General features: G+C 49.4%; 16 protein-coding genes and 1 tRNA gene. 3 read left to right on the top strand and 14 right to left on the bottom strand.

Going from position 1 to position 23,616, the window contains the following annotated elements:
- Window positions 1-5: 5 nt before the first annotated feature.
- From HGH91_RS26485 to HGH91_RS26470, 4 genes are all read right to left on the bottom strand, one after another.
- The gene (locus HGH91_RS26485; RefSeq protein WP_168742047.1) at window positions 6-1,805 is read right to left on the bottom strand and encodes a RagB/SusD family nutrient uptake outer membrane protein; all 1,800 of its coding nucleotides are present in this window, start codon (window positions 1,803-1,805) and stop codon (window positions 6-8) included.
- 25 nt (window positions 1,806-1,830) lie between these two features.
- On the bottom strand, window positions 1,831-5,361 hold the full coding sequence (locus HGH91_RS26480; protein WP_211092439.1) for a SusC/RagA family TonB-linked outer membrane protein: 3,531 nt from the start codon (window positions 5,359-5,361) through the stop codon (window positions 1,831-1,833).
- Window positions 5,362-5,582: 221 nt separating this feature from the next.
- Window positions 5,583-6,650, bottom strand: coding sequence for a FecR domain-containing protein (locus HGH91_RS26475; protein WP_168742043.1), 1,068 nt, complete (start codon window positions 6,648-6,650; stop codon window positions 5,583-5,585).
- Window positions 6,651-6,754: 104 nt separating this feature from the next.
- Window positions 6,755-7,348, bottom strand: a complete 594-nt coding sequence (locus tag HGH91_RS26470) for an RNA polymerase sigma-70 factor (protein WP_145670960.1) — start codon at window positions 7,346-7,348, stop codon at window positions 6,755-6,757.
- Between the two features lie 165 nt (window positions 7,349-7,513).
- Here HGH91_RS26470 and xseA point away from each other — a divergent pair, with 165 nt between their 5' ends.
- A complete protein-coding gene (xseA, locus tag HGH91_RS26465) occupies window positions 7,514-8,950 on the top strand; it encodes an exodeoxyribonuclease VII large subunit (RefSeq protein WP_211092438.1) in 1,437 nt (478 codons plus the stop codon).
- Entirely contained in the window at window positions 8,943-9,158 is a 216-nt protein-coding gene (gene xseB / locus HGH91_RS26460; RefSeq protein WP_168742041.1) for an exodeoxyribonuclease VII small subunit, read from the top strand. The genes xseA and xseB overlap by 8 nt, the downstream gene beginning before the upstream one ends.
- On the opposite strand, the gene HGH91_RS26455 is transcribed toward xseB, so the two are convergent.
- From HGH91_RS26455 to HGH91_RS26440, 4 genes are all read right to left on the bottom strand, one after another.
- On the bottom strand, window positions 9,155-9,928 hold the full coding sequence (locus HGH91_RS26455; protein ID WP_168742039.1) for a carboxypeptidase-like regulatory domain-containing protein: 774 nt from the start codon (window positions 9,926-9,928) through the stop codon (window positions 9,155-9,157). The genes xseB and HGH91_RS26455 overlap by 4 nt on opposite strands.
- 127 nt (window positions 9,929-10,055) lie before the next feature.
- Entirely contained in the window at window positions 10,056-11,207 is a 1,152-nt protein-coding gene (locus HGH91_RS26450) for a BamA/TamA family outer membrane protein (protein WP_168742037.1), read from the bottom strand.
- Between the two features lie 152 nt (window positions 11,208-11,359).
- Window positions 11,360-13,603, bottom strand: a complete 2,244-nt coding sequence (locus HGH91_RS26445) for a hypothetical protein (RefSeq protein WP_168742036.1) — start codon at window positions 13,601-13,603, stop codon at window positions 11,360-11,362.
- A 78-nt stretch (window positions 13,604-13,681) separates the two neighbouring features.
- A tRNA-OTHER gene (locus tag HGH91_RS26440) sits at window positions 13,682-13,798 on the bottom strand.
- 242 nt (window positions 13,799-14,040) lie between these two features.
- Between HGH91_RS26440 and HGH91_RS26435 the strand changes: the two genes are divergently transcribed.
- A complete protein-coding gene (locus HGH91_RS26435; RefSeq protein ID WP_168742034.1) occupies window positions 14,041-14,451 on the top strand; it encodes a hypothetical protein in 411 nt (136 codons plus the stop codon).
- Window positions 14,452-14,528: 77 nt separating this feature from the next.
- Here the strand turns inward: HGH91_RS26435 and HGH91_RS26430 are convergent, their stop codons facing one another.
- The 6 genes from HGH91_RS26430 to HGH91_RS26405 form a co-directional block, all read right to left on the bottom strand.
- The gene (locus tag HGH91_RS26430) at window positions 14,529-15,968 is read right to left on the bottom strand and encodes a c-type cytochrome domain-containing protein (RefSeq protein WP_168742032.1); all 1,440 of its coding nucleotides are present in this window, start codon (window positions 15,966-15,968) and stop codon (window positions 14,529-14,531) included.
- Entirely contained in the window at window positions 15,965-16,897 is a 933-nt protein-coding gene (locus tag HGH91_RS26425) for a sugar phosphate isomerase/epimerase family protein (RefSeq protein ID WP_168742030.1), read from the bottom strand. The genes HGH91_RS26430 and HGH91_RS26425 overlap by 4 nt, the downstream gene beginning before the upstream one ends.
- A 7-nt stretch (window positions 16,898-16,904) precedes the next feature.
- Window positions 16,905-18,395: a DUF1501 domain-containing protein gene (locus HGH91_RS26420; protein WP_168742028.1), complete on the bottom strand. Its 1,491-nt coding sequence runs from the start codon at window positions 18,393-18,395 to the stop codon at window positions 16,905-16,907.
- 5 nt (window positions 18,396-18,400) lie between these two features.
- Window positions 18,401-21,127, bottom strand: a complete 2,727-nt coding sequence (locus HGH91_RS26415) for a DUF1553 domain-containing protein (protein ID WP_168742027.1) — start codon at window positions 21,125-21,127, stop codon at window positions 18,401-18,403.
- Window positions 21,128-21,215: 88 nt separating this feature from the next.
- A complete protein-coding gene (locus HGH91_RS26410) occupies window positions 21,216-22,097 on the bottom strand; it encodes an AraC family transcriptional regulator (RefSeq protein WP_168742025.1) in 882 nt (293 codons plus the stop codon).
- A gap of 37 nt (window positions 22,098-22,134) precedes the next feature.
- Complete coding sequence (locus HGH91_RS26405) at window positions 22,135-23,568, bottom strand: serine hydrolase (protein WP_168742023.1); 1,434 nt, start codon at window positions 23,566-23,568, stop codon at window positions 22,135-22,137.
- Between the last annotated feature and the right edge of the window lie 48 nt (window positions 23,569-23,616).

The raw sequence follows: 23,616 nt of genomic DNA, 5'->3' as shown, positions 1-23,616 counted from the left end.
ATGGTTTATTCCCAGCCAAAAATTTGCTTCAGGTTTGGATTCAATGCTACCTGGGTATAGGGAATAGGACGGTAGTAGAACTTAGGTTCTGTAAAGGTGCGTGTTTTTACTTCCGTTACAATGTTGCCGCCGGCTGCACCATTTTTCAGGTATACCGTTACTTCATCTCCTATACTACCTGCTTTATAATAAATCAGTGTTTGTCCCAAGGAGTTTTTCTCTTTTTTGTCTTCAGCCGGAATATCCTGGGTTTTGTCGATCAGGATAATGTCTTCAATACCATCGCCGGTCATGTCGTATTTGCCCAGGCCGGGGAAATACATGCCTTCCGGTATTTTTTCCAGCAGTTTGCCGGCATGCCATCTCATGAGGTCATCGTAGCGGTAACCTTCCAGGGCAAATTCCACCCTTCTTTCGCGGCGGATTTCCAGGATCACACCTTTCATGCCACCGGTTACGTCGGGATACTTCGCAGCGAGCAACAGGTCTGGTGTGGCATTGCTGGCAGCCAGGTTCATTGGCGGCATACCAGCACGGGCACGCAGCAGGTTTACAGACTGGTCCAGGTCGGTTTGTGTGAGCGTTCCGTTTTCTGCTTTGGCTTCTGCATAAATCAGCAGTGTTTCAGCATAACGGTATACGGGGAAATCCATACTACCGGCAATGTTGGCGTCGGTGGTATTGAAATAGCCTTTCAGCTGGTGGTAGCCGGTAAAGTTTTTATTTAAGCGCTGAATGTAGGGACGGGTTTCGCCGGCACGTATAAAGCCAGGCCAGGCGAGTGTTTGCGCCATACGGGGATCCCTATTTTTGAATTCCTGGGTATATTGGAGTTTGTCGTACCCGGCGGCGTCGGTAAAGCGGCTACCATCTTTCATCAGGTAGGTTTGTATGAGGTCGCGGGAAGGCGCTTGTTCGTAGTCGCCAAACACGGTACCATTGTTACTGCTGCTACCGGTACCTTTCAACAGGTCGTAAGGATTCCCTAAGATTACTTCGGAAATTTTGCCAAAGTCCTGGCTGGAAAACAACGCTGCATAATCGCTGTTGGGAGCGCCGGTATTATATACCTGGAATTTGCCGGAGGCCATGATATCTTTCACCTGTGCCAGGGCGCTGTCGAGGAAGCGGCCGGCAGTGGCCTGCAGGTTGAGCTCCGGATGGTATTTACGATAGGTACCTTCGTAAAGCGCAAACCTGGCAAACAACATTTTTGCTGCCCACACATTGGGTGTACCAGTAGGTACTTTCTCCCGTACATGGTTGGCCGCAAATGACAGATCGGCCATCACGCTGTCTACTACCTGGGCGCGGGGATCGCGTGCTTTGAACAAGGATGGATCATCCGGCAGCAAGGCCTTACCATACCAGGGCACATCTGAATAGCGGCCAATTTTATCGAAATAAAATTGCGCGCGGTAATACCTGGCCATACCGGCATAATGATCTTTTACTTCCTGAACAACGGCGGCTTTGTTGTAGTTGTCGAGAAAATAATTGATATCGCGTAAACGTCCCCAATCCCATCCACCGGTAATTGTTTGTGAACTGGGATTGCCCACCATCATATTTTTTATTTCAATAGCGGCGGTGGTGGAGGTGTTGTCGGTACTCTGGTCGCTTAGGTACTGATAAGTACCGGCGAGGGACAGCAGCCCGTTTACATACAGGGAAAGGTCAGTCTCTGATTTAAAAAATAGTTCCGGTGAAATAGCATCCTGTGGATATCGGTCCAGGAAATCCTTTTTACAGGAAGCCCCGGTGAGCAATAGACCGGCAATGATATATGGAGTAATTTTTTTCATGTCGCAATGTTTAAAATGTCCGGAATTATAAGTCAAGGTTTAATCCTACTGCATATTTGCGCTGGTAAGGATAGGCCCATCCATAGCCGTCGATAATAGATTCCGGGTCTACGTATTTCTTGATGGGAGAAAACTCGAAGATATTTTCCCCGGTTACGTATATGCGCAAACGGTTAATATGGTAACGTTTGGTGAGAGCAGCCGGTAAGGTGTATCCCAGCGTCACATTCTTGATACGCATATAAGCCGCGCTCAGCAAGTATTTGGACTGCGGGATATCCAATCCTTTTTTGTTGTTGGCATCAGCCAGCCAGGATTGTAATACCGGGTAGTAAGAATTGGTATTGGCATCAGCCAGTCCTGCCTTGATATAGGATTCGCTATGTTTGGCGCGGGTAGCTTCATTATCGGCTGTAGCGCGGTAGTAGTCGAGATTCCATGGGTAGATGTTGGCATAGGGCTGTTGAAGTGGTCCCCAGAACAGGTAGTGATGCGGATAGTAATCCATTTTGGCAATGCCTTGCATGAATATAGACAGGTCGATACCGTTCCAGTTCATGTCGAGGTTGATACCATAGCGGTAACGGGGACTGGTATTGCCGATCACTTTCAGGTCTTTGGGATCTTTAGCGGAAAGGCCTTGTTCAATTTTGCCATTACCATCCAGGTCTTTGTATTTAGGCCATCCTTCTACTATTTCCAGTGCACCCCAGGGAACGATGGCAGATTCGTCGAGTGATTTTACATCGTCTTTGCTTTTGAAATAACCATCATTGGTGAGTCCCCATATTTCGCCAAAGTTTTGTCCTTCCCAGTATTTGTTACCAAATAATTTCTGGTCATTTTTGAAACGGGTAATCTTTGTTTTATCGTCAGATAAAGTCACTTTCAATCCTACGTTGAAAGGCTTGTTGCCCACATTAAAATCGCTGCGGTAACCGGCGGTGAGTTCCCATCCGCGGGTCGACAGGTCGGCTACATTTTGCAGGGGAGCGCTGGTACCTAATACGCCTGGCAGTTCTTGTCCGCGCGCCAGCATACCGGTGGTATTACGTACAAAATAGTCGAAGGAAGCGAGGAACTTGCCCTGGAAGAAACCGATATCAGTACCTACGTTGGTCGTGGTTACTTTTTCCCAGGTATAGTTGTTCGGGTCTACTTTCAGTAAAGGCGCACCACTGATTACGGTTTGCTTGGTAGCACCATCGATCAGGTAACCGGAGTTTTGGGTAGCGAGCGATTGCAGGTATCCATAGTAGCCAACGTTCTGGTTGCCCAGGCTACCATAGGATCCCCTGAACTTAAGTACAGAGATAACAGGAATTGCTTTGATGAAGCTTTCTTCGCTGGCTATCCAGGCGGCAGAAACAGAAGGGAACAGCCCCCAGCGGTTGCTGGAAGGGAAGCGGGAAGAGCCATCATAGCGACCATTTCCCTCTATGATATAACGATCTTTAAAGGTATAGTTAATCCTTCCAAAGAGACTCCTGATGGCATAAGAACCGTAGTAGCCGCTTACGGATGGATCGCCGCTGGTCAGTGACAGATAGGGCAGGGAAGGAGAAATGATGTTTTTCTTGTTGGCATTCACATCCTGTTGCTCAAAGCTTTCCTGGTTATATCCTGCCAGCAGGGTAACGCTGTGATTTCTTGCAATGGTTTTGTGATAGTTGGCATACAGGTCAAATACATCATGCTTAATAGCTGTATTGTTTTCCGTTACGCTGGTGTTACCGCCTTCCTGGCGTACGTCATTAGGACCATACCCGATTTTATACTGGTTTTGGTCGGTATGATATTTCCATAACTCCCTTTTGAAGCTGGCGTCGCCGGTAATTTGCAGGTCGTTGTTCAGGAAGGAGGCTACTCCCCTGATCACATCCTGGAAACCGAAGCGGGTGGCGGTATTGCGGCCGCCGTCTACCAGCTGGGCGGAGAGGCGTCCTGCCGCTGTGTTAGCCCAGGTGCCATCGGGATTTACGGCCACCTGTGTAGGCTGCAGGTAGTATACATCGGTGATATTGAAAGTAGGCGCATCTGTTTTGGTCTGGTACACGCTCAGGTTATTGTCGACCTGCAACCAGCTGATGGGCTTCAGGTTGATTTTTGCGCGCATACCGGAACGCCCCCAGTCATCTTTGGCCAGTTTATTCAAACCGTTTTCCTTGGTATAATCGGCAGAGAGCAGGTAGCTGATCGGTGTTTTCTTTGCTGTTTCTGCGCTACCGCTAAGGGAAATGCTGTGGTATTGGGAGAAATTACTTTTACTGAAGAAGTAATCGTTCCAGTTGTTGCTACCCATATACGCCCACTTGGTAGGGTCGCTGGGGTCAATCCGGGTATCGGGGAGGGAAGGATTTTCGGATCTTTCTTTGGCCCATTTATAATACTCATCGGAGTAGTTGACATAGTCCCAGGGAGTATTATCGGTAGAAGTTTCCAGCACACGGGAGTAGATATAAGGATCCGTGATTGGATCTGGCAATACCGTGCGGCGGGACATGGCGAAGTAATTGCTGTAGCTCACCGTTTGCTTACCACCCATGGTGCCTTGTTTGGTGGTGATCAGGATTACTCCGAAAGAGGCCCTGGCGCCGTAGATAGCAGCAGATGCCGCGTCGCGCAGGATGGAAATAGAAGCGATATCAGAAGGGTTCAACCGCATCATATCGTCTACTGTACCGGTAATACCATCAATAATGATCAGGGGTTGTACAGTACCGCTACCGGCAATAGTGGCTACACCACGGATATTGATATTGGGTACCTGGCCTGGCTTACCGCCGGCATAGCTGATATTCAGCCCGGGGCTGAGACCCTGCAGGCCCTGCATCACGTTGGCAATGGGGCGTGCTGCCAGCTGTTTACCGGCTACCTGGTCGATCGCACCGGTTACGTTCAGTTTTTTCTGCGTACCATAACCCACTACGATCACTTCTTCCATAGAGTTTTTAGAAGGCTCCAGGGTGATGGTCAGGGTTTCACGTCCATTCAGCGATACTTCCTGTTGATCGAAACCAACATAGGTTAATTGCAGGATGGCGTTTTCGGGTACTTTTAATTCAAAGCCTCCTTTGTCGTTGGTAACGGTGCCGATGCTGGTATTTTTCAGCCGCACGCTTACTCCCGGGAGGACTTCCCCTGCGGGATTTACCACCCGTCCTTTTACCAGGATGTCTTTGCTGACTACACCGGCAGGAGCGATGACAATCAGCTTGTCAGACATTTTACGGAAGCGCAGGGAGGTATTATCCAATATTTTATCCAATACCGAATCAATACTCCAGTCTTTGGCGTCTAACGATATTTTATGGTTTGCCGGGAGATTGTCGTCGTTGTAAACAAACCGGTAATGGCTGTTTTTTTCCAACAGGGCGAGCGCCTTCTCCAGCTGCACCTGCGTAAGTTTCACTGTAATAGTAGATTGTGAATGTACCGATGCGCTTACGTGTAAACAGGCAACGGTCATCAGCAGCATAGAAAGCTTCATAAAAATTAACAGTTTATACAACTTCCGGCCAGGCGGAAGCCACTTGTCCACTGTACTTTTTTTCATACATTTGTTTTGTTGGTTAATAAATTGTTGACGGAATGTTTACCCAATACAATGCTGTTAACCGATATTACGCGGGGAATGGTGCGAACATTTCCCGTTTTTTTTCGGCTACATGCTAAACATTGTTTGCTTTAAAATTTTGAAATTACTGTCTGTTCAGGTTGTCTGTTTTTTCAAGTGAATAGAATATTTCGTGTTATTTTTTCAAAAAGGACCAGCTGTTACCTGATCCATATTTTCCCCGTGTTGTCTTTTTCCCAGCTAAAGGATAAAGTGTTTTCCAGAGCGTTCAGTACCTGTTCCAGGCTTTCTGTTTCGAATACGCCGGTGAAGTATAATTTTCGTTTGTTATTGTTGCGGAAGTCTATTTCTACACCGTACCATTGTTCCAGCATGACAACTACTTTTTCCAGCTCCAGGTGTTTGAAGGCCAGCTTGTTTTGCACCCAGGCGGTTTCCGGGATAATACTATCCTGTACTAATGTTAATTTACTTTTTTGCAGGGCTGCCATCGCGGGCATGGGAGCTGCATTGGTGGCTGCGGCCGTAACCGGATGAACCGGTACGGTCAGTTTTTCATTGGGGCGTAATGCCACCACCTGTTTACTATCATTATTTAATACTACTTCCACGGCGCCCTGTACCAGGGAAGCTACTGCGCTGTCTTCCATCGGATAGGCCCTTACATTGAAAGAAGTGCCCAATACATGCACATGAAATGCTTTGGTGTGTACGCGGAAAGGACGTTCCGCGTCGGCGGCTACTACAAAGAAGGCTTCTCCCTCCAGGTGTACTTCCCGGGGGCTATGTGGTGCAAATTGTTCCGGGTAGTCGAGTTTACTGCCGGCATTCAACCATACCCGGGAACCGTCGGGTAATAATATTTGTGAACGCATACGTTTCGCAGTGACCAGTTGTGCCAGCGGGGCAGGCTTTTGGACGGGCCGTTGGCGCAGGAACCAGGCGCCCATGGATACCAATACCAGCAAGCTGGCGGCTATAGCGGTATATAGCTTCCATACCTTGCGCTGTGGAGCGATGTCCGCTGCGGGCGTTTCTTCCGGCAGGGTGGCTGCCTGCAGGCGCAGCTGATGCTTTTCCAGTAATTGCTGTACCTGGGAAGGCCCATATTGCTTACCTGTTGGCACCCAGTTTTGGGCAAATACTTCCCGTATATAACTGGCATCAGGATATTGTTGCAATAATTGCTGCAAAGTGCTGGCTTCTTCAGCTGTCAGTTCGCCGGCCATTTCGCGGGCCAGCAACGCATAAAGTCTTTCCTGATCCATAGTTCCAGATAGGCGGTAAAAGGTACCGCAACAACGGAATTTTTCCGTCCTTATAAAGAGGACCAATAAACACCTGAAAACTCCCTAAGGAAAATGAAAAAAATTTAAGAATCTATCCGCAGAAAAGTCTGGGCTACTTCATCCGATAAGTCGAACCGGATAGCCTGGGATATTTTTTTTACCGCAATAGTCAACTGTGCATCTACGGTTTTGGAGGAGATATTCAACAGGGTAGCCACTTCCCGGTAACTGAGCCGGTCTTGTTTAATCAAACGGAAAATCACCTGGCAGCGGGCGGGGAGACTGCGGATGGCCCTTTCTATCTTTTGAGATACTTCTGCAGATACCATCCCATTTTCCGCCTCCGGCGCGATAGACAACATATCGGGGTTGATATGGTCCAGGGCATGGTGCTGGTGCCTTTTCTGCTGTTGTAAGGTATTAAGAGAAAGATTTTTAGTGCTTACGTAGAGGTATACCACCGGGTTTTCTACGTGCAGCAGGTCGTTGCGCTTTTGCCACAACGCAATAAATACATCCGACACAATTTCTTCTGCCAGATGGAACGAGGATACAATGGATGCAGAAAAATGAATCAGCCGGGTGCACAGCGCTATGTATAATTCGTTATACGCCTGAATATTGTCATCACAGCAGACCCTTTGAAAAAGCGATTTTATCTGCTCATCTTTTCTCATGGCGCAAAAGTATATAAAACGGAATAAGTCTTCTATTAAGTGTTTGTTACGATTTCGGTTGTTTGTCAGTCAAAGTCATTGTTCATATATGTCGGCAATATATACAATTTTTGGATTTCCTACAGCTGTCATTCTCCGCACGTGAATAACGTTTTCCTTATCTTTATGCGTAGCATGACCACCTCCGCCTCCATAAAATTGTCCGTGCTCACCGGGAAAATCCAGCAAGCGCTCCACCAGGTTTTTGCTGAACAAACCTGGTGGGTGGTAGCCGATGTGACCAACCACTCTTTTTACCGCCAGAAAGGCTATCACTACTTCGACCTGGTGGAAAAAGATGAATATTCCGGCGGTATTGTCGCCAAAGTATCTGCTGTAGCCTGGGGGAATGGCGCCATCAGGATCAGTGAATTTGAATTCGTGACCGGCCAACAGTTTAAAAATGATATTCATGTATTAGTGCGCGTATCTGTCAGCTATCACCAGGTACACGGCTTACAGATTACCCTGCTGGATATAGACACCAATTTCACGGTAGGGCTGCTCGAGCAGCAGAAACAGCAAACCCTGCTGCGGTTGACCACGGAATGCGCCGACTTTATCCGCAAAGTAGGAGATCGTTATATCACCCGTAACAATCAACTGACATTGCCCAGGGTGATACAGCGGCTGGCGGTGGTAACCTCTGGTAATTCGGCCGGCTACCAGGACTTTAAACATACGCTCGATCATAACCTTTTCGGCTATACGTTTGTGATCGATAATTATTTTACGGTAGTGCAGGGAGAAGCAAAAGCAGAACTGGTACAGCAACGGCTGATTGATATTTACAATAGCCAGGTACCGTATGACGCCGTGGTGATTATCCGTGGCGGCGGCGCACAAACAGACTTCCTGTTATTCGACACGTTTATACTCGGAAGAGCCGTTGCGAAATTTCCCATCCCGGTCATAACTGGCATTGGTCACCAGAAAAATGAAACGGTAACGGATATGATGGCGCATACGGCCACCAAAACGCCTACCAAAGCGGCGGAGCTGATTATTGCCCATAACCGCAGTTTTGAGGAATCGGTGATCAGCGCCCGGCAACAGATCCTGATCCGTGCCCAACAAATGTTTTCCGGCCATTTCCAGTCGCTGTCATATTTAAACAGCAGCATTATTAACCAGGCCCGCAACCTGTTGGCTGCCCATAAAGAAGCCCTGCATGCCTGTAACAATGTGGTGCTGCATACGTCGCGCGATATCCTGTTAAACAACCACCGGGACCTGATCACCGTATCCAACGCGGTGCTGAGTAAACCCCGCATGATGGTGTCTAACCGCCGGAACGACCTGGAGAATGCTATCGGTAAATTCCGCTCTTTCAGCCGCCTGTTTATACAGAGCAAACGGGGACAGGTAGCACATTACGATACTTTATTTAAACTGATGAGCCCAGCCAATATCCTGAAACGCGGTTTTGCAATGGTATACCTGGATGACCAGGTAATCAGCAATGCTGCTAACTTACAGCCAGGCGCCCATATCCGGGTAGTGATGCAGGATGCATCGCTGGAGGCAACGGTCAACACAAAAACGAACAACACTCATGAGTGAAGCATTAACATATGAAGCTGCCTACAACGAACTGCAACTCATTGCAGAAGAAATAGAGAATGAAGCCGTGTCTGTAGACCTGTTGGCCGAAAAGGTAAAACGCGCCGCCATCCTGATAGAATTCTGTCAGCAGAAACTGCGGGCAACGGAAACAGAAGTAAATAATATCATCAAACAAATGGAAGGCAACAAAGGAAAAGATAGTTAGCGTTGGGCTGGCAGCACAACGCCCAGGCTATCGGTATATCGCTGAAACAGTTGTTTGATATAATTCAGTTTTTCGTAAGTATTGCTGCTTTGCCATACACTGGCCGCCGGCCGGTAATGTGCCATGAAATAATCCAGGCTGTCACCTGTAAGTCCCGTTATCTGCCCTACCATATCCGGGTCATAAGCGTATTTAATGTATGCTTCCGCTTCTTTGTTCAGCAGCTGTTTCCGGAAGCGCTCCTTCCTCCGGTTATTACGGAAAGAAAGATTTTTATAAAACTGGTTGATATTGAGCCCCTGTCTTACAGTGTGAAACTGGTCCCGTAGTTCCTGTTTGCTGTTGGGAGGCAGCATCAGGTTAAAATCCCAGTTTTGGGCCTTCTTAAAGTAAGCAGCGTATTCTTCCCGGAGCCGCAATGAATCTTTATAGTGGTTACTTCCTCTTACCAGCTGCTGTTGCAGGGTAATAACACCCTGCTTCATGCGGATGCGCAGCGTAGGCAGGGTAAATAATTCCTTTGAAATAATCAGCTGTTGGGGTAAATAGCCTACCATAGAAAAGCGCAGGGTATCGCCTTCGCGGCAGTTGATGGTAAAGGAGCCGTGACTATCTGAAATCACCGTTTTGCCGTTGCTGATGTTGATCAGGCTGGCCCCGGGTAGCAATACCATGGAGGAGTCGTCCTCCACGGTACCAGACAGCCCATGTTGAGCCAGCAATGTACCGGGACAGAGTAAGAATAACAGGCTGGTAAAAGTCAGTTTCATGGGCGCCAGGTTTGTGCTAAGATAGCAGCATCCCTGGTCGGGCGTATGAAAACGAATGATAAAGTTTTGTTATAACGGACGGGAAATTATCTTCATCCAGGGAGAAAAAGACGCGGGAGATATCTCTCTAAAAAACTTCATTAATACCAAAGTAGAAGCCGGACTGGTCTTTACCCCGGCCATAGTCGAGCCGTATGTTTACCCTTTTCTTAAACTCCCACCGGTAGCCGATACCATAGCTGATAAGGGATTGGCTCAACTCCACGTTATTGAAACTGGGAAATACATTGCCACCGCCTACCCATACCGCCATACCACTGCGGCCGTAGATCCGCTGCCGCAGTTCTACCTGTGCTGCTAAATAATTTTTATCGCGGAAGCGGCCTTCATAATAGCCGCGCAGCCGGCTGGAACCGCCTGCCTCTGCCAGCAAACTCCAGGGAACATCGCCGCTGCGTTCTTCTGCGTATAGGTCTGTAGCCAGCACGCCGCCTTTCCAGAGCTGTTTGAACCAATCGAATTGCAGGTCAAATTGAGAGTATATGGATTTATTGGCGAGGAAGGAGGGAAAAAACCGGTAGCCCAGGCGAATGTACATACCCTTATAGGCATTGGGGATGAAATCGCGGGTATCATATACCACAAAGGGGCCTACGCCGATACCCAGTATTTTTTTGGGCAACATCAGTGGTTTGCCGCCAACGGTATCTATTTGCCCGGCCTGTACATTTTGTATCTGGGTACAAATGCCCATAAATAGTTTTCCGTTGATATTCATCGCAAAATCTGCCTGCGCTTTTTCGGTGAGTTGTACAAATTTGGTGTAATGATCTTTGTTGCTGCCAGCTTCGTAACCTATGCCCCAGTACCTGTTGGGCCGGGAGCTGAAAGAGGCCTTGAGGGCCAGCCGGAAGCGGTTATGCGGAAAAATGGTGGTGCTGCTGATACCTATCCCGTAAAAGCCGGTCAGGGCACCGGACGCATAAATAGCCGCGTTGGAAATGGGTAGCAGGGAATCCCGGCGGTCGGTTCTGAACTGGGCAGCCATCATCACAGCGATGCCAAAACTGGTTTCCGGCGTATAAACCGGGCCGCCAATGAAGCTAAGGTCTACTTTCTTTTTCTTCTTTTCAACGTTGGTATTTTTCAGGTAATACATGACCTGATCGAAGAATCCACGGGGCACAGCAACGGTGGCCGTCGAATCGGCCCGGTCTTTTTGCTGGGCGTGTAGTACGGCTGGGGTGATAAGCAGTAATAAAAGCAGGTATCTATTCATGATGACAATGCACTGAATATAGGAAAAAAAGCGGAAAGCGGAAGGCAGAAAGCAAAAAGCTATTTCCCCGGATGACCTTTGCGGATATTTAAAATCGTGTTGGTCATTCGTGTCAATAGCTTTTTGCTTTCTGCCTTCCGCTTTCCGCTCCTTTAACCGATCAATAGTTGTGTCACGGCGGCAGTATTCACGGCCCATTGCAGGGTGTACACCTCGTCGGCGATAGGCGTTTCCATGATTTGCAGCTGTTGCGCGACGGCTTTGGCTTCGAGTAGTTGACCTATGCTTAATTTGCTCTCCAGTTTTTTCAGGATGCTGTTGATGTTGACCAGGTCCAGCTGTTGTACTACCTGTCCGCCGAACGCCAGCTCCAGCCAGATGATTTCTCTGGCAGCTACATCCAGTACGCCAAATACCAGTCCTTTTGTAAGTCCCTGGGTAATGCGCAGCATTTGGTCTACACAGGAAGGGTCGTAGGCTACCCCGGTCTTTTCGCTGACCGTCATTTTATGCTGGCTGTTCATCCATCCTACGACCAGGTTAGGCGTTAATGCTCCGCCGCTATAGGCATTGCAGGTGAATGTTACATACCGTGCGCCGGCTGCGTCCAGTTCGGCAATATCCAGCTTGATGTATTCCGCGGTGCCCACCTGGTGTGGTATAGCGCGGATATCACCGCTATGTTTACACCCGGTAGTATGCAGGCGGGAATAGGAACAGATGTCTACCCGCTGATGGTCGTAGGCGATAAAGCAGCTCAGGTCCATGTCGAGGTGCTGGGCTGGCAGCCCTTTACCCCATTGCAGGAAGAGGAGGAGGTTATCGCTGTCCACTTTATAACGGGTACCCATCAACGCTGCAGGGAGGTCCTGTATTTGTTCGCTACGGTCGCCTATAGGAACGGGTATGTTGTACAATGCCGGTGCAATGTAGATGGTTTTTGCGTTGGTAGCTACTGTAGCAAAACGCTGTTGTATCACCTGTATACAAAGCGCGGTTACGGCGTTTTGCATTTGTTTCAGCTGATCGGCTTCGTATAGGAATACCAACTTATTCACCGGGATATGTTTGTTGACGCCTCCCAGCGGCTTTACTGCACGTTGGGTGGCAGGATCAAAATAATAGGCAGCGTACATCTGTAATGTCAGCAGCAGGCGGGCAGGCACTTTATGTGCTACTTCCGCAAATGCAGGAATAACCGCTTCTTCGCCAAACCACAGGATGTTGGCAAACAGGGACCGGGCAAAAAGTCCGGGACGCTGTTGTAATAACTTTAAGGTGTTATCTCTGTCATAACGAAGCTGATAGTGGTTCACCCGGCCTTGCCATACGGTGTAGTCCTGGCGGTAGAAAGTATCCATCAATGTGCGCAGGTGTGCAAACCCTTCGCGGCGGCTGAACTCCGCCAGTCGCAGGGCGCGGATAAATCGTACCCACATCCTGCGCTTAGGATGCATGATTTCACACATAGTGGCCACGTCCAGGGACATATCGTTGAGCCAGCGGGCGACCATCAATCCTTCCCTGCGGCTGTATTTCAGCTTCAACGCCGTGATAGCGGCTACTTTTTCAGCCGCAGATGATTTGACCGTTTTGGTAATGCCAAAGCCGCTGTTATTTTTCAGCTGGCGACGGAGTATTGTTTTAGGCATGATCAGCTGGGCAAAGCCGGTATGTTTATACCACAGGTAACGGAGGATATCCGTAGGGGTGGTAAATAATGCACCCGCGCCGGCGGGGTCATCTTTGGCAATCAATACGTCTGCTACTACTGCCAGGGTTTCTTTCATGGCAGGTTGAATGGCAGGCAGTGGAAGCACTTGCAGCAAGGACTTCAGGCTATCCGTTTGACTGGCATCCAGCGGGGTTTTAGACCGCAGCAGATCTGCCAGGTAGGCACTGGCTTTGTCGGTGGTCCAAAGGTGCAGCATACGGACTTTACTGTTCTGCTGATAGTTTTCTATGCCGCCGGTTTCAAACGGCGTACCGCAGAACGGGCAGCCGTTATATCTTTCCAGGGGAAAGGTGTTGGGAGGAATGATATGACCACAACGGAGACGGGTTCCTTCCTCGTCAAATACGCTGGCGAAAGCAACGGCAACATGATCTGCAAAGGACTCATTGGTAGGTACCTCCCAGTTTTTTACCAGGGGCATCCAGTTTTGATTTACGCCCATTATTTCCCGGAATGTTTCCAGGATGGTCACCTGCCAGGCAGGCGTAGTATGGTTCAGCGCGTGCAACAATGGTTCTGATACGCCGAAGCCCAGTTTAGCGAGATTGGCTACCAGTACGCCTGTAGTAGGAGTGAGCTGATACGCGTCGGAGTGGACGGCGGTTTCGGGGATAAAAATGGCCTGTTGGCGTAATCCTGTCTGTAATAATAATGTGTGCATGTGGATGAAAATTATAATCAGATAATGTTGTTACTATTTACCAAAAATGAAGTAAGTAACAATTGACCTCGATTGTTGTAAAGCAAACCGGACTCGAACCGGTAACTCCGCCCCCTGTAAGCAGTAAGTTTTAATTGACCTCCTGGTAATTTCAAAACTTTTAATGACGGCGTCTTACCCTTAGACGATTGCTTTTGCCATTTTCGGCGATAATGATAAATGTTCTTTGGATCGAATGAAGTAACATTTACTTGACCGCTTCCGATGATACAAAGATGTCGGTGCATGTGCGCAGTCTAGTTGCGCACATAAATATTTTTGTAAGGAAATATTTTAATATACTGATTATTAATTAATTATGAGAGATATGATAAATCACGATTGCCTGCGCATGTCTAATGCGTGGCGACGGTCTTTCTTTGTTTAAAAAGAAGGGTATGTCCATAAACAGGTTGGCACTGATCCGTTATAAGGCGATTGATGAGTGTTTGCGCAACCACGGGCAGCAATGGACGCTGGACCAGCTCATAGAAAAGGTGCGTGATATCTTATGCCGGGAGGAAGGCATTGACAGTGTGAGTAAACGGACCATACAGGCCGATATTCAACGTATGCGCAGCAATGAAGTGGGATATAATGCCCCCATTATTGTTAAGCAACGAAAATATTATGCCTACAGCGATCCTGCGTATAGCATCACCACAGCGCCGCTCAATGAGGCTGACGGGGCGCAATTGGAAGAAATGATCGCCGTATTAAAACAATTAAATGGGTTCAGTTACCTGCCGGATATCAGTGAGGTAATTGTGCGGTTGGAAAAGATACTTCGGAAGGCAAGAGGGGCCTGATACCGGGGAAATACCTGGACCAGGAACTTTCACAAGGATCGTTCCCGGTCCAGGATTTTAAAGGTGAGCAAACCTGCTTAGCTGCTCACTTTATGATAGATCGTTGTATCGGATGCCAGTTGTGGCAGGCGATAACCACCGGTATCAATTTTAAGTTTGGGCAGGGAGCGCTGGAGCTGCTGCACGCTGGCGGCCGCCACACCTGTCTGGTACAGGAATACCTGCTCCAGTTTTTTGTTGTCTTTAAGCGGCGATAAGGCATCCGAACTAACGGTAGTACCCGCGAGGTTGAGATAACGCAGGTCTTTACAAGCATTCAATGCAGCAATGCCTTTGCCTTTGAGCGCCACATTGCGCAGATCGAGCCGGGTTAAATGTTTGAGCTGGCCGGATACCGCAAATACCTGGTCGGTGACCGCTGTACCTGCGAGATTCAACCATACTATCTGTGATTTCAGCGGCAACAACAACTGCAGATCTGCATCGCTAAAGCCAATAGCATTCACACCATCTATAGTAATGTAATTGCTGCCGCTGCCCACTGGCAGTACCTTTAAGCCTTTGGCTTCCAATGCCTGGATATGGTGAGCGCTGGCTGCCGCTACTTTTTCTTCAGGAATAAACTCCTGCTTATCCAATGGGGTAGCTGGTTGCATACCATCCAGCACGGCCAGTATGCGCGGCGTTTTCGCAAGTTCCTTCACCATTTTTTTAGTAGGTGCCCCCTGTGCAATCCACCAATGTAAAAGTTCCAGCTCCTGTGGCGTTACCGGCGGCTTGCCTTTAGGCGGCATGCGGTGCTCGTCTGTTTCCGGCAACAACAGTCGTTTAAATAATTCACTTTCTTCCGGCATACTGTCTTTCAACACCGGCCCATGCTCGCCACCCTTGCGGATAAGCGCTAAAGACTCCAGTTGCAGTCCGCCTTTCAGTTTTTGCTCGTTGTGACAACCGTAACAACGGCTGGCCAGCACTGGCTGCACCAGGTCTTCATATAAACGGGCATCGCCTATATTCGTATAGGCCACCACGTTAGCAGCTTTTTGATGAATGCCCACCAGCTGCAGTAACCCTGCTGGCATGGCCTGGGAAAGGTAATCATCGCCATGTGTTAAGCTGCCTCCATAGTGGCCGGCAGCGCTCAGCAACAGCACCATCACTGCCGCGGTAGCCAGCTGTAGTTTGGGAAAGCGCTCCCGGTACCGGTGTAAAAGATATAACAGCGTGCTGACGATGGCGACGCTTATACCCAGATATTTATGGGTTTGCAGCATCCCTTCTTCATAGCCTCCATCCAGCGATAACAGGTAGCCGGTAATACAGCTGAAGATGGCCGACAAGGCCGCTGCCAATAATACTACGGGAAGTGCGCCCTGCAGATGCCGCCATTTTTCACGGCGCGATAATAGTATCAGGATAAAAGCAATCAGTAAGATGCCAATAGGTAAATGTACCAGCAAAGGGTGCGAACGCCCCAGCAACATTCCCCAGCTGCCATTGTTCATCAGTAATTTCATGATTTGCTATAACGTTGTTTAAGCTGGTTCTTCATATATACGTTGATGTCCCATTGGTCTGCCAGCGGCTGACGGGTGTAAGGCAGGGTAGGCAGGTAATCGGCCGGGCCAAATTCTGTCAGGAAAGTCAATGGTTTACCGGCAGCCTGGTGTTTTTGCACCACCTGGTCCCACCACTCGAAATGCGCTTTCACGGTGTTAGCCCATTCCGGTGCGCGGGGATCGTTTACCTGCGGGCCTTCAGGGTGTCCGATACGGGCATGTATATGCGACGCCCGGTCCAGTGCCTTGACTACTGTGGCGCCCTGGTCCTGTAAAAGACTTTCATGCACATTGCACCAGTGCGAAATATCCAGCGTTAACCGGAGGTCTGGCCTGGCTTCGATGAACTTACGCGCCACATGTGCAGCAAACAGCATCCGGGAACGGTGGGTTTCATGATATACCGGTACGCCCGATTGTTTGGAGATACGGATGGTCATATCAATCAACGCACAGTTTTGCTCAAACGTAAAGTAGTCGCGCCCGGAATGGCAATTGATATACAGTGGCTGTATCTTATTATGACCAGTAGCTGCTTTCAGTGCGGCTTCAAACTGTTGGGCGTGTTTCGTATAGTCGCTGTCGTAGCCGGCGCAAAGGTAGCCTACCTGTAGACCGTGTTTTTCCAATGCGGCGTACAATTCCTGGCGGGGAGCGTCTTCGTTGGGCCACCATACTTCTATGCCGTCGTAGCCTGCATTTTTTGCTTTTTCACAAAAAGCATCTATCGTACCGTTGTAGCCCCAGTTGGTGGCCAGTACAATTAATTTGAATCCTTCCTTCACCGGTGTGCGGCTGGCGGCTGCAAAGGAGGGCAGCGAAGGTACACAGAGAGCGGAAGCCAGTATGGCAGATTGTTTCAGGAAATTACGTTTGTTTTTATCCATTGACTGTTTAGCTTAAAATAGGAGTAATGACTTTTCCACCGGTATCTGTTAAACGGAAGGGGCGGCCCTGGAACTGGTAGGTGAGCTTTTCATGGTCGAAGCCCAGCTGTTGCAGGATGGTAGCGTGGATATCGTTGATGGCTACTTTACCTTTTACGGCAGCATAGCCTATTTCATCGGTTTCTCCATAAGAACTTCCTTTTTTGATACCGGCGCCGGCCATCCACATGGTAAAGGCTTCTACGTGATGGTCGCGACCCATGAACGGCATATCTTTACCATCGCGGTTTTCCTGCATAGGAGTGCGGCCAAATTCGCCACCCCATACTACCAGCGTTTCATCCAGCAGTCCGCGTTGTTTGAGATCCTGCAGCAGGGCGGTAATAGGGCGATCTATTTCGCGGCATTTATTTCGCAGGCCATAGTCGATAGAACCTCCTTCATCGGTGCCGTGGGTGTCCCAGCCCCAGTCGTAGAGTTGTACGAACCTTACGCCTTTCTCTACCAGCTTGCGTGCCAGCAAACAGTTGTTGGCAAAGGATTCCTTACCTGGCTGGGTGCCATACATTTCATGGATATATTCAGGCTCATTGTTAATGTTCATTACATCCGGTACAGAGATCTGCATTTTGTAAGCCAGTTCATACTGGGAAATGCGGGCCAGTGTTTCGGGATCGCCGTAGGCGGTATATTCCTGTTTATTGATTTCGTTGATCGCTTCGATCGATTCCTTGCGCAGATCGCGGCTCATACCATCGGGGTCCGTCAGGTACAGCACCGGTTCTCCTTTGGTTCTGCATTGTACGCCCTGGTAAACAGATGGTAAGAATCCGCTGCCCCACACGCTTTTACCGGCATCGGGCGTTTTACCGCCGGACGTGAGTACCACGAAACCGGGAAGGTTACTATTTTCGGACCCAAGTCCATAGGTTACCCAGGAACCAATGCAGGGGCGGCCCAGCCTGGCGCTACCTGTTTGCATCAGCAATTGTGCGGGACCATGGTTGAACTGGTCGGTTTGCACTGCTTTCAGGAAGCTCACATCGTCGGCCATGGTGGCGAAATGAGGGAGGTGATCAGAGATCCAGGCCCTGGATTGGCCATGTTGCTGAAACACGGCCTGTGGTCCCAGCATTTTAGGTACGCCGCGGATGAAGGCGAACTTTTTCCCCGCCAGGAGTGAGGGCGGACATAATTGGTTATGTAGCTTTTGCAGTTCCGGTTTATAATCGAACAGTTCCAGCTGGGAAGGAGCGCCGGCCATGTGCAGGTAAATGACGCTTTTGGCTTTAGCGGGAAACATAGGCGCTTTAGGCGCCATAGGATTGCCGCTGGCATCTACCAGGGTTTTACTGCTACTGCTGCCGCAGCTGGCCAGGAAGGAGCCCAGTGCTGCTGCGCCCAATCCTGTTACACAATCCAGCAGGAAGTGCCGCCGGGTAATATACCGCAGCGTGGTATCATTTGCTTCCTTTATAAGTCTGTTATGCTTGGTCATACTGCTTAGGATTTAGTAAGGAATTCATCCAGGTTCATAATCGCATTGGCTACTACCGTTAATGCGGCCAGCTCTGCTTGTCGTGGTATATTGTCGTTCGTTTTTGTCAATTTCTTTGCGGCATCAGGGTTTTTCTTATACTCCTGCAATGCCTGGTTGTACAGCTTCTGCAACACCGCCAGTTTGTTGTCGGCCAATGGTTGGTATACCGCTTTTTGGTAACCCCAACGGATACCCGCTGCGGCATTGTTGCCTCCATTTTCCTGCATATGCTTTGCCAGCGCCAGTGCTGTTTCCATGTACACGGGGTCGTTGAGCGTAACCAGTGCCTGTAGCGGTGTATTGGTACGTATGCGTCGTTGCAGGCATACTTCCCGGCTGCTGCCATCAAAAGAAATCATGGAGGGATAAGGGCTGGTGCGTTTTTGATAAACATATACCGCCCGGCGGTACTGGTTGCCGTCGGTGGCGGTTACCCAGGAGGCGCCATTGTATACGGTTTGCCAGATATTATCAGGCTGATAGGGCATAACGGGCGGTCCATACAGCTTCCTGTTCAGCAGTCCGCTCACCGTGAGGGCCTGGTCTCTTACTTCTTCTGCAGTAAGGCGGAAACGTGGTCCCCTGGCCACCAGGCGGTTGGCGGGATCTTTTTCTGTCAACTCCGGACTCGCGTTGGAGGTTTGTTTATAGGCGGCTGACAGTACTATTTCCCGCAGCAGCGGCTTCATATGCCATTTGTAGTCGTGCATGAATTTATAGGCCAGGTAGTCGAGCAGCTCAGGATGAGAGGGGATGAATCCCTGGGTTCCGAAGTCTTCCAGCGTTTCTACAATGCCGGTGCCGAAGAGTTGTTCCCAGCAACGGTTTACCATTACGCGGGCGGTGAGCGGATTTTGTGTAGCCGTCATCCATTCGGCCAGCCCGAGCCGGTTGCGGGGTGCATTGGCAGGGAATGGATTCAACGATGCCGGTACATCCGGTGTTACCACTTTTCCTTTCACCAGCCAGTTGCCTCTTTCAAATACGTGGGTGGTACGCTGCATGAAGGACGGATTTTCAATCATTACCGGGATATCATCCGGGTTCTGATTAATCACCGTCATCATTTCAGTATTCACTTTATCGTATCCTGGTTTTCCTTTACCGGGGAGATCGTTGCGGAAGGCAAACCATTCTACGCCGCAAACCGCATCGGCGGGGTTGATAGCAGGGTTGCGGAATACCAGGTACAGGTCGTGTGTGCCGCTCACCGGTTTGAAAGGCATGCTGATGGCCAACCTGCCATTGGTAGTGGCCAGCTGGTGCGTGAGCAGGGTACGGCCTTTAAGACTGTCCAGCCTCACTTCCAGGGTACCGCCGGGGGAGCCGGTCCAGTAGTTCATGAACATTTGTGTGCTGCCATCCAGGTTTTGTTGTGGTAAACGACAGCTACCGCCGGAACGGATGCCCAGGTATTTGGTGTCGAGCAGGGCGCCGTTAATATATTCATCGCAGTTATGGGCATGTACTTTAGGCTCCAGTACCTGCAGGAATTCTTTCATGTCCTGCTGCTGACCGGCATCGCCGTACTGGGCTACCCAGCTGCTGATTTCCTTTACCTGGGAAGTACTCACGCTGTCGTATAAGCGTAGTTTGGGATGCTCCATGTGGGTATCTTCATCACGGGTATTATTAACGAAGGCCAGCAGTTTGTAATAGTCTTCAAAGCGGAACGGGTCGTAAGGGTGACTATGACATTGCACACAGGCGATGGTAACGCCCTGGAACACGTCCATGGTAGTGGCTACGCGGTCCATCACGGCGGCGGTACGGAATTCTTCATCCTGTGTACCTCCTTCATCGTTGGTCATGGTATTGCGGTTGAAGGCGGTAGCAATGAACTGTGCGTTGGTAGGATGAGGCAGCAGGTCGCCTGCCAGCTGGTTGATGGTGAAACTGTCGTAAGGCATATCACTGTTGAAGGCGTCGATGAGCCAGTCGCGGTAGCGCCATATTCTCCGGCCTTCATCTCTTTCATAACCTTTCGTATCAGAGTACCGGGCGAGGTCGAGCCACATGGACGTCCAGCGCTCGCCATAGTGTGGCGACTGCAGCAGGCTGTCCACGATTTTTTCATAGGCCTGCGGGTCTTTGCTTTCGGCAAACTGCTTCGCCATTTCAGGGCTGGGAGGCAGGCCGGTAAGGTCGAAGCTAACCCGGCGGAGCAGGGTCATTTTATCGGCTTCCGGGGCGTGGCTAAGCCCTTCTTTCTTTAACTTCTCTTGTATAAATTTATCAATATTGTTACCCGCATCTATTTTAATATCCGGAATGGGCACCTGTTTGGGAGGGATATAGGCCCAGTGTTCGCCCCACTCGGCGCCCTGTTTTACCCAACGGGTCAGCACGTCTACTTCAGCGGCCGTGAGTGGCCCGCCCTTTTGTGGCATCCTTTCTTTGGGATCCTTACAGGTAAGGCGGCGAATGAACTCACTCTTTTCCGGGTGGCCGGGAATGATGGCGGGTTTGCCGGAACGGGTGTTGCCCATGGCTTCTTCGCGGAACAACACACTAAAGCCGCCGCTTTGCTTCACTCCACCATGGCAGCTGATACAATGCTTATTGAGTATTGGCTTTACCTCGGTACTGAAGTCTACTTTTTTCTGAGAATGGCAGGCAGCCAGTATAATACCCGCACTGCCGGTAATAGAGAGGAACACCGCGATCCTCCTCGTGGAATAATGGATCATTAGCTTTGGATTGACGCATGGTAAAAATAGATCAAAGCCCCGGTACAAAGGCTAGATAATCCGCTGGAAATGATGGATTATCTTACGGTTAGTTCTTCCGTTCCCTGTATTGGGCGGGCGATACGCCCATTACCTTGGTAAACATGCGGGAAAAGTAATAAGGGTCTTCCATACCCAGTTGCATGGCCACTTCTTTGATGCGCAGTGAGGTGAAAAGTAAGTACTGGCAAGCCTTCTGGACTTTCAGGTGATTGAAATATTCGATAGGCGGAAAGCCGGTGCTGCTTTTAAAAAGAAAGGAAAAGTGCGACTGGGAGAGATTTACAGCAGCTGCCATTTGCTGCAGCGTCAGCATCTTATCCAGGTTTTTATTCATATAGTCAATGGCCTGATCTACCGCGTCGTGCTGTTGGTTAGCTTGCCCGGGTTTGTGGATGCCCGGGTAAATACAAGACGACAGAAACGACCAGAAATTCATGTTGGAATAAGCCAGGTACTCACTGCGGTACCCGCGTTGCAGCTGTTGATAAATGCGTTCAAACTGCTCCAGTCTTTCAGGCGAATGCGGCAGGAAAGTTTTATGCCCGCCCCATTCCTTCAGGGCCTTCTCCGTAATTTCATCGCTACTGCTGCCCAGGAAGTGTGCCCAGTAAATAGTCCATGGGTCTTTTTCATCTGCACTGTATTCATGGGCCCATTTGCGCGGCAGTAATATGCAGTCACCTGCCTGAATATTATAGCTGACTTTTTTCAGTGTAACAGTTCCTTTGCCCTCCAGGCAATAGATCAGGATATGTTGGTCGGCGCCCTGCGGTCTTTTCCGGTGGTGAAAAAGCGCCCGCGGATAGTAACCGATATCTGTAATGTATAAAGGACTCAGCAGCGCTTCCTTAGCACATTTTCTGCTGAGGATATTACGTGGAATGACGATCATTCGCTGGCCCTGGAATCCTTCTTTCTTCCTGATCATATCGTGGCGGTTTGGTCCCTAAAGTAAGAAAATCCATTTATTCCGCGTCCCGATTCATCTCGATCTCCTGTCCGTTTTGATAAAGCGTGAGTTTATTGGGCTTACCATTGGCATCCCGGCTGAATTTGATCCTGGCCGCTACTACTGTATAAAAGAAATCACCGGTAGCGGAAGCGTAGATGGGAAACGCGCTCTGGTTGGTGTATTGGGCATATATCCTCGATCCGCTGACGGTAATCCGCATTTTCAGGAATGGGTTGTTACTGACCGTATAAATGCCGGCCAGCGGCGCCAGCACTTCCGGAGCAACACGGATACCGTGTTGGCGGGTGGTGATGGGTGGAATGTTTAAGGCGCCGTACCAGAGAATGTTGTCAAGGGCAGGAATAATGCTCATGGAGTTATTGAGCTGATCGATGTTGGACAATATAATGAGGGTTTTATTTTTATCTGTATAGCGGGCAATCACCGTGTTGTATCCATCATAACCTCCGTTGTGCCAGATATTCCGCCCTTTGGCGGAGTCGTAGGAAAGCACCCATCCAAAGCCATAGTCAAGCCCTTCTGCTAAACCGGCATTTTGACCGTTGGGTAATTTGAACGGTGTAAAAGCTTCCTGTAAGGTGCTTTGTTTTACCAGCTGTTCGCTATACAGCGCCTGGTCCCATTGCAGCATATCGGCCACATTGCTGCAAATGCCGTAGGGGCCGGCCACGCCATCCATATAAAAAGAATTATAGTTGGCAATGGTGCTGTCGGGATCCAGGAACTTGTTGGCGCCGGCATCCCAGGTATAGCTTAAAGCATAGTCGGGAATGGGCTTGAGGGCGCTGCGGCGGGAATACACCAGCGTGTTTTTCATGCCCGCAGGCCGGAAAACGTATTTTTGCAGGTAGTTGGCAAACTTTTCTCCCGACACTTTTTCTATAATCTGTGCCAGCAACAGGTAGTTGGTATTGGAATAGCTGAAGGCGGTGCCAGGTTTGAATAAAGTATTGTGATATACTTTAGGTAGCTGCTCCATAATATCTGCATTGAAATTAATTTTTGTCGTATCCACCTGTGCCTGCGTCCAGCTCAGAAATTCCGGAATACCTGATGTTTGGTTCAACAGGTGACGAATGGTCACCCCCGGAAATGGCAGTGCCGGAAAATATTGCCGGAGGGAATCTTCATACTGCAGTTTCCCTTTCTCCTTCAATTGCATGATAGCCATAGCGGTAAACTGCTTGGATACAGATGCCAGCTCAAAACGGGTACTGAGCTGTATCGGGATCTTTTTATCCCGGTCGGCATATCCCAGCGCTTTTTGAAAAACAGGCCGGCCATTTTCGGCCACCAGCACGCAGCCGCTAAAGTCCTGGCGGGTCGCTAAAGTATCCATTAAAGTAGTGAACTGGGCGATCTTGTCTTGTGCTGCTGAGGTGAGGCTAACAAGCAAAAGCAATACCAGTATAGGTTTTCGATTCATTGCTCTTTGTTTATAGAAACAATATAGTATTTATCAAGCAAAGAAGCC

Source organism: Chitinophaga eiseniae, from assembly GCF_012641265.1.
Lineage (GTDB): Bacteria > Bacteroidota > Bacteroidia > Chitinophagales > Chitinophagaceae > Chitinophaga > Chitinophaga eiseniae_A.
Note: the sequence above shows the minus strand (reverse complement) of the source record. Positions and strands in the feature narration are given on the sequence as shown.